The following is a 12,984-nucleotide window of genomic DNA, read 5'->3' as shown; positions in this document are numbered from 1 at the left end:
CAGATCGGTGAACACCAGCATGAAGACAACGAGTTCATCCGCCGGTTCCGCGGCGGCCGTCAGCACCCCGGAGTGTCCGCTCCCTTCCGCGGCACCGCCCGTCGACGCCCGGCCCGCGTCAGTCATGGACCGTATGAAGGCCACACGGCGGCAGTGGCTGCTGACACTCGTGCTCGCCACGGGGACCGGAGCGGCGCTCGGCCCGCTCCTGTCGAAGGTGCGGTCGGCGGGACGGGACCAGGCCGGGGAGTGGTTCGCCGAGACGTACCGCGGGCGGCGCATCGTCGGCGGAACACCCGCCACCCACGGGCTTCCACAGAGCGACGCCGACCGCTGGCACGTCACGGTGGACGGACGGCCCCTGCACCTGATGCGCCGCGCGGACGGCAGTTGGATGACCATGATCGACCACTACCAGTCGTACCCGACACCACTGGCCGCCGCGCGGGCGGCCGTCGACGAACTGGGACCCACCACGAGGCTGGGCGCACCCGGGGCAGGCGACGGTCCGTCGGACGGCAGCGGCGTGCCGGGCAGCCGCACGGGATCACTGGAGGACCATCCCCATGGTCTACACGCGTAAGGACGTCAGCACGCTCACCCGGTCCGAACGGCGCCGGTTCGTCAACGCGCTGCTCGAGGTCAAACGCCGCGGCGAGTACGACGAATTCGTGCGCGTGCACATGCACTACTACGCGCCCGACGGTGAGACCGGGCTGCGAGCGGCCCACATGACACCGTCCTTCCTCCCCTGGCACCGCAAGTTCCTGCTGGACCTGGAGCGGGCGCTGCGCCGGGTGGACGATTCGGTGACCGTGCCGTACTGGGACTGGACACGCGAGCGCTCCCGGGCGGCCGTGCCGTGGACCGACGACCTGCTCGGAGGTACCGGGCGGCGCTCCGACCGGCAGGTCATGACCGGCCCCTTCGCCTTCCGCAACGGTGCGTGGACCATCAGGGAAGGGGTGACCGACACCAGGTACCTCATGCGTGACCTGAGCCGCTCCGCGGACCCGATCACCCTGCCGACGTCCAAGGACGTGCAGGCGGCCCTCGCCGATCCCGTGTACGACACGTCGCCCTGGAACTCCACCTCGGCCAGGGGATTCCGCAACAGGATCGAAGGGTGGGGGACGGGGCGCCCTCCGGGCTCTTGGCGCACCCACAACCGGGTGCACCGCTGGGTCGGCGGCCACATGGTCGGCGGGGCCTCCGTCAACGACCCCGTCTTCTGGCTCCACCACGCCTTCGTCGACCTGCTGTGGACGCGCTGGCAGCAACGGCACCGAGGTGCTCGCTACCTGCCCGCCAAGCCCCTGGCGCGCGGCGACGCCCAGCGGGGCAGAGTGGTCGCGCGGCAGGAGAAGCTGCCACCGTGGAACGTGACTCCGCAGGAGCTGGAGGACCACGGCCGGATCTACCGGTACGCATAGCGCAGGCACCGACGCCCGCCCAGGCGGTGGAACTCGCAACGGCCTCTCTGTCGGCAGCCGTTGTCGGGTGATCGGAAAGTCGCTGGCGAATTCAGGCCGAAATGGCTTGAGTTCGCCTGAACGCGAGGCTTGGTGACGCTTCCTTCCCTTGCGGCCCTGCAATTTCACGGTATCGGAATCCGACGGGTGGTACAGCGGTCCCAGATATATGGGACCGCGCTCCCCTATCCGTGTGACTGGCACGGAGAAGTCTTGTCGACACGCCGTTCCGATCGATTGGATGTCGGTATCCAGCCGGTGGGCGCCCATCTCTCCGGGGGGAGTGGCAGTTGGCCTGCGTAGCGTTTCCCTCGTGGAAATGGACGTGGTTGTCGGCTTGCCGCGATGGGCACCCCCGGCAGAGGTCTGGATCCGATCAGCCGGTGCTCTCCAGGCACCGGCTGATTCGGCTTGTACGGGGAAAACGCAAGGGCGCCGTCGCCTCATCGGCATGACACCGGCGCGACCGTAAGCGCTTTGTCCGGCAAACGCCGAGTGCGTGGCCCCCGTCGAAAGAGGGACCACGCACTCACTGGGCCGTGCTTGCCGGATCAGATGCCGGGGCCGGGGATCCGGGTATAGGTCAGCGCGTTGCTGGAGCCGGCGGACGTGGTGGCCACGACGCTCACGGGGCCGGCGGCGCCTGCCGGGGCGAAGGCGGTGATCTGCGTCGCGGAGACGATGGTGAAGGGTGCCAGGACGGAGCCGAATTTGACGGCCGTCGTCGTGGCCAGGTTCGTGCCGGTCAGCGTGACGGTGATCCCCGAGTCGGCCGGACCCTTGTCGGGGACCATCGACAGCAGGGTGGGCAGGCCGAGGTACACGTAGCTGTCGGGTTCGCTGGTGCCGCCGGGCGTGGTCACGGTGACCGCCGCCGAGCCGGCCCCGTGAGGGGGCGTGACCGCGGTGATCTGGGTGGCCGAGTCGACCGTGAACGACGTCGCGGACACGCCGTCGAACTTCACCGCCGTCGCACCGAGGAGGTCCGTGCCGGTCAACGTCACCGAGGTGCCGCCCGCCGTGGGACCGGACGGAGGCGCGATGGTGGTTACCGAGGGCAGGGCGACGTAGTAGAAGTAGGCGCTGGGGTCGCTGGGGTTGCTGGTGCCGCCGGGGGCGGTCACGGTGACCGCCGCCGAGCCGGCCCCGTGCGCGGGCGTGACCGCGGTGATCTGGGTGGCCGAGTTGACGGTGAACGACGTCGCGGACACGCCGTCGAACTTCACCGCCGTGGTGCCGGTGAAGCCCGTGCCGGTGATCGTCACCTGGGTTCCCCCGGCGGCGGGTCCCTGGTTCGGGGACACGCTCGTCACGGCGGGAGCCGAGGCGGAGACGTAGGTGAAGGGGACCTGCTGAGCGCTGTTGCCCTGGTCACTGGTGACGACCACGTTCACCGTTCCGGTGCCTGGTGGACTCACCGCCGTGATCTGTGTGTTGCTGTTGACGGTGAACGAGGCGGCGGGCTTGGCGCCGAACCGGACGAGGAAGACTCCGGTGAAGCCGACGCCGGTCACGGTGACGACGGTGCCGCCGGACGTCGTTCCCTGATTGGGACTGATCGAAGAGACCACGGGGGTTGCCATGACAGTGCTCCTTCACCAACCGCGGCATGTGCTCACGGGACCGGGCCCGTCCGGGCGGAGGGGGGCCTGCCGCCCGGACGGGGGTTGATCGCCTCCTGCGTACGGAGGCTGCCTGACGGGTCAGATGCCGGGGCCGGCGACGTAGGTGAAGCCGTCGACCGCCACGTCGGACCCTGCGGGGTTGGTGACCGCGACATCGACCGGTCCGGCGGTTCCCGGCGGGGTGACCGCCGACAGCGTGGTCGCGTTGACCACGGAGAACGGTGCCGGAACACCGTCGAACGTGACCGAATCGGTGCTGGCGAGGTTGGTGCCGGTGATGGTCACGGCCGTTCCGCCCGAGGTCGATCCCGAGGTCGGGGTGATGGTCCCGATCGTGGGGACGTCGACGTAGGTGTAGGACAGGCCGTTGTTGGTGCCGCCCGCGGTCGTGACGCTCACGCTCACGGGTCCGGCCGCCGTACCCGCGGGCACGACGACGCTGAGCGAACTGTCGGAGTTCACGGTCGGGACGGCCGTCTCCGAGCCGAAGGCGACACTGGTCGCGGTCGACAGGCCGGTGCCGCTGATGGTGATGGTGTTGCCGCCGGCCAGCGGACCGGAACTGGTGCCCAGCGACGACTTGAACGGGGCGCCGACGTAGAAGAACGGCACCGGGTTGCTGGTTCCGCCCGGGGTGGTCACGGTGACTCCGACGGTGCCGGTCCCCGACGGGGAGACGGCGGTGACCTGGGTCGGGGAGACGTTGGTCACGTTCGTCGCCGGCTTGGAGCCGAACATCACCGCGCTGGTGTTGGACAGGTTCGTGCCCGTGATCGTCACCGTGGTTCCGCCGCCGGTCGAACCCTGGTTGGGAGAGATTGGCATGGGGACACTCCTCGCTGTTCGTTCGGGACATTGCGAGGAACCGACAGGAATGACCAGCCACCGGCTGCCGCATCACTTGGGCAGGACCGTCGCCGACGTACACACACCGTCGGTCCTTCCACGGTCCGCTCATGCTCAGCCGAGTACTGTCGCAAGGCGAACGAACAGAGCACAACACCGGTCCCAGGACCGCACGCACAGTGGCGCTGGGAGGCTCTCCCGGCAAACAAGAAAACCGGCAAGACGCTGCCTTCTGAACGTTCCCCCGGTCCAGGGATGGGCAGCCCGCCGGTTCGTACTCTCAGTGACCCATACGGCCGACGGAGTGACAAGGGGCTACCGGCCCGGATCACTCGAACGGAGTAACTCCCCCTTGTGAGGCGCCTTCCGCCTGTGCCCGCGTGCCGAGAGGAAGCCCCCAGGTGACGGCGGTGCGGGCGTGCTCGTGGCGCCGCGAGGCCCAGGCCCTAACGACCGTGAGCGCAGGGGGTCACCGTGGCAACCGGGGTGACGGGAGCCGGCGGTTCCTGCGGATCTCGCGCTCTTCTCCCGGCTTCCTTCTCTTCGCGTCGGGCCACAGCGCACGGCCCGGCTGCCGGCGTCCGGCACCATGTGGGATCTGCGCCGACGTGTGGATCCCCGCATTTGACGGACGCGCAGGTGGACGCGCGCCCCCGCGGCGGAGACGGACCGCGGGTGGTGCGCGGAGGTGGCGGCGACCTCTGTCCGCGGCAGGGCTGCGACGAGTGGCTGCTGCTGCTCTCCGCCACCCGCGACGCGTTCCACGACTTCACTGCGGTCCGTCCGGTCGCACCTGTGCCGACCGGCCGGGATCCGTCGGGCGTGGCGCGCTGCGTGTAGGACCGTGCCGCCTCCGTGCGAGGGCTTCGGCACGCACTCGAACACGGCCGCCCGCCCAAACCCGGTGACGGCCGGACGGCCCCGGAGCCCACCCCTGACCGTCAAGAGGGTGTCCGGGGCTTCGTCGTGCCGGTCGAGGCCGACTCTGACCAGCGAAAAGCCCTCCCGAGTGGGAGGGCAGGGATGGGCGCCCCCGGCAGGACTCGAACCTGCGGCCAAGCGCTTAGAAGGCGCCTGCTGTGTCGAGTGCAGCACCCTCGCTGACCTGGCCACCATCCCACGCCCGACGTCGCAGCGGCCGGACGTCGACACGCATTCGACCGGGGGAGTGGCAGGGCTAGGGACGGTTGACCGGGATCTCGTAGACGATCTCGCAGTGGGCGGCGGGCACCACGATGTCCGCCGTCTCCACGGGCCGCCCCTGGTCGCTGTAGTACGTCCGGCGGATGTGCGTGACGAGCGCGGACTTCTGAATGCCCAGGAGTGACGCCTCCTCGGCGGTCGCCTGCCTCGGCTCCGGCTGCTCCACGGCGTGGCTGACGGTGACGCCGATCGCGGCCATGCGGTTCACGACACCCGCTCCGGCGTGGGGCCCTCCCTCGGGGAGGACGACGAGCGTGCCGCCGGTGAGGTCGTAGGGCTCCCAACTCGTCGACAGCTGCAACGGCCTGCCGTCGGCCAGGAACTCGTAGGTGGTGCGGACGCACAGGTCGCCCTCGGCGATGCCGAGCCGCGCCGCGATGTCCGCGGGCGCCGGCACCTTGGCGTCGGTCCGGCTCTCCCAGTCCCCTTGCCTGCCCACGGCCTTCATGTCCGCCCGGAACGGCGACCCGTCGGGCTGCTCGCGCGCCGACGACCGGACCATGCGCACGCGCTGCCGGGGTTCGGCGACGTACGTGCCTGAACCGGCGCGGCCCTCCAGCACACCCTGGGAGATCAGCAGCTCTTGAGCCCGCCGGACCACGTTCTCGCCGACACCGCACTCCTGGCCGATCTGGGCGCGGGACGGCAGGCGATTCCCGGGCTCCCATACGTGCTCCGCGATCCGCCGCCGGAGTTCGTCGGCGACGCGGAGATAGGGCGGCTGCTCAGGCATATGGAAAATCTAGTCCACTAGCTCTAATCTAGTTAACTAGCTTCACTGAAAGTGATCGCCGGTGACGGAGGCTGCCCTGTGCCCGCTTCGGGAGTTAGCGCGGCGGCCATCGCCGCCCGGCTGTCCGCCGTCGGGCTTTTCACCCGCGTGGAGGAGCGCGACCAGTACACGACGGTCGAGGCGGAGGTGCCGGAATCGCTCTCCGCCGACTTATGGCGGGAGGTGCTCGAAGTGGTGGCCGAGGCCGATCGGTTCGGACTTCTCGCCACCAGCCTGAACGGCCGCACCCTCTGGGCGGTCGTACGCAAAGCGGTCCCCACGACGGGCGATGTCGGGGGACCGAGCCATCAGCGATAGGAGCTGAGCAGCGTGCTCAACCGTATCCGCCGTGCCGTATCGCTCACCAGAGCGCGGTACTTCCCCAAGGGCAGGCACGGCCGCCCGTTAATGCCCCATCGGCCGTCGGCCGTTCTCGCTTCTCCCGCGTCCGCCGACGAGCCGATGGCAACGCCGATCCGGGCCCACAGCGGCATGAACCGCTGGCACTCGCTCCCGGGGGAGGACGTCGCGCTGGTCCGCCCGTACGTGCTGGCCTGTGAGAGGCGCGCACGGACGCGTTCAGTGGTCGTTGCTCCCCGTCTACCGGCTGAGGCCTGGTCGGCCCTTGTGGGGGTCCGCTGATGACCTCTCGCCGACAGCCTCACCTCGCCGACGCCGCGGCCGTTCCCTACCGATCGATCGCATGTCGGATCGGCACGCACCTTGCCTGCGCGGAATCCTCCCCAGCATCGGCGCCGGTCGATCTGCCGGTGGTCTACGAAACGTGCGACTGCCCGTGCCACTCGATGCCCGACCGGTCCACGGGTGCGGAGGTGGGACAGTGATCGACCGGACCCCCAGGAGCGCGCTGGCCTCGAACATCGAGGTGACCGCGGCCACGGTGCAGCGCGGCGACATCATCCAACTCGGCGGTCGGGCCTGCCGGGTGCGGGACCTCTTTCAACTTCCCCAGGGCGCCAAGCAACTGCTCTTCGAGTCGGGCGAGCTGCTGACCATACACACGCGTACCCGGCTCGGCGCCGTGCGGCTGATGAGAAGGCGGTGACCGGTCCGTGTCCTCGCGCCATCACGACATTGCCGATGACCTCCGGCGCCAGATCACGACCGGCCGCATCAAGCCCGGCGAACGTTTGCCGTCCGAGGCCGGCCTGGCCGACCGGTACAAGGTCAGCACGGTGACCCTGCGGAGCGCCCTCGCGGTCCTCCAGGGCGAAGGTCTCGTCGAAAAGATCCACGGCAAAGGCAACTTCGTCCGTTGCCCACCCCGCAAGATCGTGTACGTCGGCGGATGGGGGACGCTGGACCCGTGGACGGCCGCTGAAGCGGCTCTACGCGTCACAGTGCGCAGCACCACGGTCCAAGCGCATGGGCATCTGGCGACCTTGCTGAAGGTGCCGACGGGCAGTCCCCTCGCAGAGTTCGTCTGCATCAGCCACGAGGGGGAGTCACGGCACGGACTGGCACGCATCTACATCCCGCGCGACTTGGCACCGGCCGGGGTGCTCGACGACGAACCGTCGTACCGGGAAGCGGTCACGAGGTTCGCCGTTCTCAGCGTGCCGCCGGCTGCTGTCCGGGAGACGGTCTGTGCCCGCCCATCTACACCGGACGAAGCATCGACCCTCCGGACCAACTCCACCGCACCAGTCCTCGCGATCACACGCGTCGCGACCGACCTAACCGGGCGCGTAGTTGAGGCCGCGCTCTTGGTGTTCCCGGGGGACCGCGTCGACGCCGTCTTCACTACCCACCACATGACCGACGAGAGGCAGACGCAAGCATGACGGCATCGGACGAACTGCGACTCCTCCCGTGGTCGGGGCCGGAGGGCAAGCCCTGCTACCTGAGCACCGACGACAGGGGCGGCTACCTGTCCCGCCTGGCGGACAACATCGAGGCGGTGCAGCTGGGAACGGCAGCCGAGCTGCTGGACGAGGTCTCGGAAACCCTCGGCGACGAGAATGCCGCCCTGGAAGACGTGCGACGGCTGGCACAGGAACTAACTGGGGCTCTGCGAGACGTGCTCCGCGTGGCGACCAGCCGAGGGCAACTCTTGGCGGCGTATGAGCCCCAGCGTCTCTGAGGGCCGACTGCGTACAGAGACGACGTCGACGCACTTGCGCTTCAATTCATGGGGAGAGGGACCCGGGCCGTGATTCCGGGTCCCTCTCCCCGTCCTGTCATGTCGGTCCCGGCCAACTACCCGGCATACACGGAGAGAAGCGGGTATACGGCAACGGCTCCGGAGGCCCCTTGATTCTTGGAGAACGCTGCAGGTCACGGCCCTGTACGAGGTGGACCAGGCTGGACGAGTCCACGGATAGTCCACAGTCGGCAAACCCTGCGTTCATGGGCGGCCGGTCGCCTGAACGGCTACCGCCTCCGGTCTGGTCCGAACGGCCATGAACGGCGCTGAGACCGTCAGCACGATCACCGTGTCCCCCACGGCACAGGCCGCCGCCCACCCCAGCGCCCTGCTGCGGCCTGTGGTGCCTTGCTCGCATCGAGCCATCCTGCGGGCTGGGCTCGATGCGCTGTTCTTAGCCGACCGTCACCGTGAACCCGTGGATCATCATGATCAAGGCGCCTACGACCACGCCGACCACGATCAAAACGGCCATCAAGCGTGTCGTACGGCGCTCCTCCGCGATGGCGAATCGAACCGTCCGCCACCACTCCTTGTCGAGCTTCATGCTCCCCACCTCTCCATCTGTGCCGTTGGGTTGAGCTTCCTAAGCGCCTCTAGGAGATGTTTCGTGGCGGTACGCTGTGTGACACAAAGAATCGTGGTGAATCGTGGTGAACCGAGCCCTCGGCTCCACGGCGGGGGAGGGGCGCGGTGCCTGGTTCAGCGAGCAGAGCGGTAGAGATTCCCGACTCGATCCCGCAGGGGCCTCTCCGGGTGTGGCTGGAGTGGTTGAAAGAGCTGCGCAGGAGGGCAGGAACGCCTTCCCTATCGCTGATCGCAGAGCGAGCCACAGAGCGTGGGCAGAAGGTCAGCACAGCCACAGTGCGCCGTTTGCTGGTGGGAGGTACGTGCAGCGAGGGTCCCGCGACAGCTGTGGCCTACACGCTAGCGGAGATGGACAGCCGCCCCGTGGCCGGCAAGCCCTCAGAAGACTGGGACGCGTTCGACGAGATGCTGACAGCGCGTTTGAGGGCGGCGCAATCGGGCGAAACGCGCCCCGGAGCAACTGCGCCGTTCGGAGGCCTCGGCCTTAGCTTGGAACGTGTAGTAGAAAAAATCAGCGAGGAGCCAGCCAGTACACGCCGTATATCTGAGCGCGAGATCTGGATCGGACGCAGCCTGCCCAACGATGACACCACTTGGCGTGACTGGGTGTACATCTTGATGAAGCTCGCAGCTACTCCCGCACTGCACGAGATAGCCGAAGAGGCGTCACGGTCTTCCGGGATCCCGTATTCGCGCGAGGCGATTCGGCAGATTCTCACGGGCGGAGGTCGAGTTCGAGCCGCGCGTGACACCGCTCGCGCCCTAACCTACAGGGCTATGCGGCTACGTGGATTCAATGCAACCTCCGAAGTCCTTGACCAGTTCGGGGATGCCGCAGAACTTCTGTTCAGACGTCAGTCCGACTACGACGGGGAGGTAGCCGCGCGGAATCGAGTCGTTGGGGAGTACTTACGGGACTTGTCGTCTTCAAATGCTGTTGCGCACACGCTAATGAACGCTGAGCGCCTCAAGGTAGCCTCGTACGTCGAAAATGACGCTCTGGCAGAGCTGAGAGAATTATTCCAGCCGAACGAGACCTTCCGGCATCAAGTCACAGTGCTTGCCGCCGGGGCAGCACCAAAGGCTGAGATGAGAGGCATTTCGTCGACGAAGTATATGTTTGCTCTATTTGACGACGTTCTTGACCTTGACGAGCGCACTACGGATTTGGTGCCCAGGGCAGGCAGACGAGGTCATCATTGGTCCTTCGTAGACAGTCTCCCAACGTTCGAGGTGGGCGTTATCCTGATCACCGGACTGAACGGCACAATCGGGATTGATGCCATCAAGTATCTTCCGTGGCCGCCAGAAACAACCGCGGTTGTGGCGATCTCTACATGCGGTGCGGCAGAGGAGCTAATCCATTCCCTAAACAGGATCGCCGCCCGTCTGCGTCAAGGCGCCTACGGCCCCCAGTTGTTCGACATGGCAGCGCGCGAACTAGAGCAGTCAGACAACACTATCGGGCGAGCTTGGTTCCAGGATCACATGCGCAAGGCATGGCGCGATCACGCGCTTAAGCCCTTGTCCTGCCCGCGGCGTGAAAAACACAATGCGATGCCATGCCCACTTTGCGAGGAGACCCAGGGTGCAGCGACCCTAGTCTTTGACAAGCTAAACCATCGCGGGATTCTACCTCGGTCGCACGGAAAGCTATTCCACGTCTATCCCGAGGCAAAGCGGGTCTTTGCTGAGACACTAAATGCAATGTTCCACTCGTTGGACGTGAGTCCATCTGAGTTTGCGCGCAGGGGAGGCTGGGAGGCCTCCAGTGTCGACATCTGGATTACAGGTGTTCTGATCCCTCCGCGTAAATTCATCGATCTTGTTGTAGAGGCGTATGAGGAAAAGCACGGCTCACTTGGCGAGAATGCACGCACCCATCTTTTGGCGCTGTACGTGGAAGCCCATGAGGCCAACCAGTCTGAGAAGACATAGAGTAACTGCTTCATAGATTACGTACGTGTCCCCTGAGGGGCGGCTGCAACCTTGGGCTACGTCACCCAGCTCCTGCCCCTACTCAACGCGATCTCACCCATCTGCGTGACCTGCTGCGCAGGTCAGCTCCACATTGACGAATCCGCCTCTTGTTCCGAGGGGACTGTCTGACACCGGCACAGGCCTAGACTGTCTCCGGGTCCTAGCTGAGCTTCGAGCAGGCAACGGTACCGCAATGGATAGACGCGTTAGAGCGGGGGTTTCTAGTGACTGCACAGTCGACTCATGAGGCGGTCCTCGAAGAGGGGACAATATATTTCATTTACTCGTTTGATGCGGGACACCCTCTCGACATTCGAAAAGCTGCAGATGCACTTCTGAGGTCCGGAATCGCGGAAACTGTCGTATCCCCCCGTGACGGCCAAGTGCGCGTTGCCCACAGGTATCAAGGACTCGTGCGGCTCATGCGTCAGACTAACATCCTTCGCGACATGAATGACGCGCTTGAAGATGGCCGGCTACCCAGATGGATGATTCGCCATCCGTTTTGGGCTGCGAGAGTTCTCTCGCGCCCAACATTCAGGCGCTCGCGGGCCTCATCCGGTGAACCGTCTCAGCCGATTTCAGATTCCCTGAGGGAAACCATCTCATTCATTGAGCAATCCGTTGCTGAATCTCAGGCTGTCAATGCCATTCAATATCATATTGAGCGAGACTTGTTGAGGGCCCCTTACCTCGCCAGCGAGCCGTACGTGCGCCTTCGTCTACGGAGTGCTGGGCAATGGCTTATACGTATGAATGGTGGCGAAACGCGCCCGACCGGTAGTCTGGAGATGGGGACAGCGGCGGACATCTTGCTCCTGATTCATCGGTCGGGCGTACTGCAAATGACGATCGCCTTGAGGCTCCCTGACCGAATTACGGTCGACCAGTATCGGGAAATGTCTTTTGGGTCATCCGAAATTGTCACTGCTTCGCGCTTGTCAGAGACGATCCTTCGCGCTGCCTACGGAAAGCGGGCAGAGCGCTACCTGGAAGGCGAGTGGGAGGACGAACAAGAAGAGGGGGTGCGGTGGAGGATGGCCGTTCACGAATCTCCGGCGAGCATGTCTGACCTTTCTGTCCTCTATCAAGAAGCAATAGCTCGCACTATTAAGAGCGCACCTTCAGGCGATTGGTTCTGCTACCCTGTAGCCTTCATTGATAAAGTGACTTGCTGCGATTCCGAGGAGTCTTTCAAGCGCAATCACGACCGTGAGCTCAAGAACGCTATCGTGCGCTCGCCTGACGTCTCTACGGTGCGCTCAGGTCTGATTTCCAGTCTGATACCTGAAGACTGCAGCCTCACTATGAGCAGCTCGTGGTACTGCAACATGTCCTCATCGCTGGAGGTTACATGGCCTGGAAGCCGAGATGGAGAGTTCGCCCAGCATTTGCAGAGACTCGTGATTCTAGAAAGTGCCCTACTACAATATTGGCAGATCCGACTGCTAGATCGTCGAGTCGGGGTGACAAATGGCAGAGTTCGACAGGTGCGCGCGATTCAGCGCGAGGCCATCTTCGGCTTGCGCGAGTACAGAGACTCGTCAATTTCTTTCGGTGATGCGATGGACGTGGTCGATCGGCTACTGGGCGAGTGGCGCGCCGATAGTCTCTACGGTCACGTACTAGAAAGCATCGATCAACTTCAGCAACTAGTAGTGGCGGCCGAATCGAAGAGATCAGCTACGCGGGCTAACATGCTCGCAGGAATCGCTCTCATCGTCGCCATTTTTCTTGGTCTTCCTGCGATCGATGAAACACTCACCATCGCCAAGGCAGTTAAGGTCGACGGGCTTCTGGGTATTCCACTGAAACCCTTTCATGTTCTCGCCTCTCGCGGAGAGAAGGGAACATGGGTTGGGTACCTAGCTTTTTTGGCTTCGGTGATTGTATGTTTGTTCGGCCTCACGCTAAGGCGCGGCAGGTCCCGTTCTCGGAGTCGCCGCAGGGAACCTGGTATCTCCTGGCCTCTCGAAGTCAGGGTTGTACGCCGAGACGATACTCAGGACTCATGAGGATTCGGCCATAGCCCCGGCATCAGTGCATGCGCCACTGAGCTTCGGTGTTGCCTTAGACCACACACTTGGGTGCTGCGGGTGTCGTCTACAAATCCGTGAGCTGCCGGCCGCGTTGCCCGCTGCGTGAGCCAACCTGACACCCCGTGGGCCGCCATTCACGGCGGTTCCCTGGCAGACCGTTCGGACGTGCTGAAATCCCTGGCGTAGAAGCGGCCCGAAAGATCGAGCGCGCCATCTGGGGAGCCCCGAAAAACCCCCGCTGACCGGGACACGAGGCACAAGGACAACGTCGGAGGGGCCCCTGCGGTCCTAG

At 65.4% G+C, this 12,984-nt stretch carries 13 protein-coding genes; 9 read left to right on the top strand and 4 right to left on the bottom strand.

The annotated features are described in order from the left end of the window. Positions 1–133 precede the first annotated feature (133 nt). The gene (locus tag ACH499_RS04080; protein WP_356196565.1) at positions 134–583 is read left to right on the top strand and encodes a tyrosinase family oxidase copper chaperone; all 450 of its coding nucleotides are present in this window, start codon (positions 134–136) and stop codon (positions 581–583) included. Further along, positions 567–1,433: a tyrosinase family protein gene (locus tag ACH499_RS04075; RefSeq protein WP_356196568.1), complete on the top strand. Its 867-nt coding sequence runs from the start codon at positions 567–569 to the stop codon at positions 1,431–1,433. Before ACH499_RS04080 ends, ACH499_RS04075 begins: the two co-directional genes overlap by 17 nt. A gap of 590 nt (positions 1,434–2,023) precedes the next feature. On the opposite strand, the gene ACH499_RS04070 is transcribed toward ACH499_RS04075, so the two are convergent. After that, positions 2,024–3,055, bottom strand: coding sequence for an IPT/TIG domain-containing protein (locus ACH499_RS04070; protein ID WP_356196570.1), 1,032 nt, complete (start codon positions 3,053–3,055; stop codon positions 2,024–2,026). A gap of 120 nt (positions 3,056–3,175) precedes the next feature. Then, entirely contained in the window at positions 3,176–3,922 is a 747-nt protein-coding gene (locus ACH499_RS04065; protein WP_356196572.1) for an IPT/TIG domain-containing protein, read from the bottom strand. 645 nt (positions 3,923–4,567) lie between these two features. Between ACH499_RS04065 and ACH499_RS04060 the strand changes: the two genes are divergently transcribed. Then, positions 4,568–4,783 (top strand): hypothetical protein, encoded by a 216-nt coding sequence (locus ACH499_RS04060; RefSeq protein WP_399013681.1) that lies wholly within the window; start codon positions 4,568–4,570, stop codon positions 4,781–4,783. Between the two features lie 337 nt (positions 4,784–5,120). Here ACH499_RS04060 and ACH499_RS04055 read toward each other — a convergent pair whose 3' ends face one another. Then, positions 5,121–5,879, bottom strand: coding sequence for a GntR family transcriptional regulator (locus tag ACH499_RS04055; RefSeq protein ID WP_399013679.1), 759 nt, complete (start codon positions 5,877–5,879; stop codon positions 5,121–5,123). A gap of 78 nt (positions 5,880–5,957) precedes the next feature. On the opposite strand from ACH499_RS04055, the gene ACH499_RS04050 reads away from it, so the two are divergent. The 4 genes from ACH499_RS04050 to ACH499_RS04035 all read left to right on the top strand — a co-directional run bounded on the left by ACH499_RS04050 (position 5,958) and on the right by ACH499_RS04035 (position 8,022). Then, on the top strand, positions 5,958–6,236 hold the full coding sequence (locus ACH499_RS04050) for a hypothetical protein (RefSeq protein WP_399013816.1): 279 nt from the start codon (positions 5,958–5,960) through the stop codon (positions 6,234–6,236). A 523-nt stretch (positions 6,237–6,759) separates the two neighbouring features. Beyond that, a complete protein-coding gene (locus tag ACH499_RS04045) occupies positions 6,760–6,984 on the top strand; it encodes a hypothetical protein (protein WP_077801490.1) in 225 nt (74 codons plus the stop codon). A gap of 7 nt (positions 6,985–6,991) precedes the next feature. Then, positions 6,992–7,723 carry a GntR family transcriptional regulator gene (locus ACH499_RS04040; RefSeq protein ID WP_399013677.1) on the top strand — a complete coding sequence of 244 codons (732 nt, stop codon included), beginning with the start codon at positions 6,992–6,994 and terminating at the stop codon, positions 7,721–7,723. After that, positions 7,720–8,022 carry a hypothetical protein gene (locus tag ACH499_RS04035; protein ID WP_399013675.1) on the top strand — a complete coding sequence of 101 codons (303 nt, stop codon included), beginning with the start codon at positions 7,720–7,722 and terminating at the stop codon, positions 8,020–8,022. The genes ACH499_RS04040 and ACH499_RS04035 overlap by 4 nt, the downstream gene beginning before the upstream one ends. Positions 8,023–8,479: 457 nt before the next feature. Here the strand turns inward: ACH499_RS04035 and ACH499_RS04030 are convergent, their stop codons facing one another. Continuing rightward, a complete protein-coding gene (locus ACH499_RS04030; protein WP_399013672.1) occupies positions 8,480–8,632 on the bottom strand; it encodes a hypothetical protein in 153 nt (50 codons plus the stop codon). Between the two features lie 389 nt (positions 8,633–9,021). Here ACH499_RS04030 and ACH499_RS04025 point away from each other — a divergent pair, with 389 nt between their 5' ends. Next, complete coding sequence (locus ACH499_RS04025) at positions 9,022–10,611, top strand: hypothetical protein (protein ID WP_399013670.1); 1,590 nt, start codon at positions 9,022–9,024, stop codon at positions 10,609–10,611. A gap of 491 nt (positions 10,612–11,102) precedes the next feature. After that, entirely contained in the window at positions 11,103–12,668 is a 1,566-nt protein-coding gene (locus tag ACH499_RS04020; protein ID WP_399013669.1) for a hypothetical protein, read from the top strand. The last annotated feature ends 316 nt before the right edge of the window (positions 12,669–12,984 follow it).

The sequence above is a fragment of the Streptomyces sp. NPDC018947 genome (assembly GCF_044390505.1).
Lineage (GTDB): Bacteria > Actinomycetota > Actinomycetes > Streptomycetales > Streptomycetaceae > Streptomyces.
This window is presented reverse-complemented; position numbering and strand designations above follow the sequence as displayed.

What these genes read in the sequence shown, in the direction of transcription:
- ACH499_RS04055 (WP_399013679.1), bottom strand. Translation starts at nt 5,879, where the DNA reads ATGCCTGAGCAGCCGCCCTATCTCCGCGTCGCCGACGAACTCCGGCGG.
- ACH499_RS04065 (WP_356196572.1), bottom strand. Translation starts at nt 3,922, where the DNA reads ATGCCAATCTCTCCCAACCAGGGTTCGACCGGCGGCGGAACCACGGTG.
- ACH499_RS04070 (WP_356196570.1), bottom strand. Translation starts at nt 3,055, where the DNA reads ATGGCAACCCCCGTGGTCTCTTCGATCAGTCCCAATCAGGGAACGACG.
- ACH499_RS04035 (WP_399013675.1), top strand. Translation starts at nt 7,720, where the DNA reads ATGACGGCATCGGACGAACTGCGACTCCTCCCGTGGTCGGGGCCGGAG.
- ACH499_RS04030 (WP_399013672.1), bottom strand. Translation starts at nt 8,632, where the DNA reads ATGAAGCTCGACAAGGAGTGGTGGCGGACGGTTCGATTCGCCATCGCG.
- ACH499_RS04080 (WP_356196565.1), top strand. Translation starts at nt 134, where the DNA reads ATGAAGGCCACACGGCGGCAGTGGCTGCTGACACTCGTGCTCGCCACG.
- ACH499_RS04025 (WP_399013670.1), top strand. Translation starts at nt 9,022, where the DNA reads ATGGACAGCCGCCCCGTGGCCGGCAAGCCCTCAGAAGACTGGGACGCG.
- ACH499_RS04020 (WP_399013669.1), top strand. Translation starts at nt 11,103, where the DNA reads ATGAATGACGCGCTTGAAGATGGCCGGCTACCCAGATGGATGATTCGC.
- ACH499_RS04075 (WP_356196568.1), top strand. Translation starts at nt 567, where the DNA reads ATGGTCTACACGCGTAAGGACGTCAGCACGCTCACCCGGTCCGAACGG.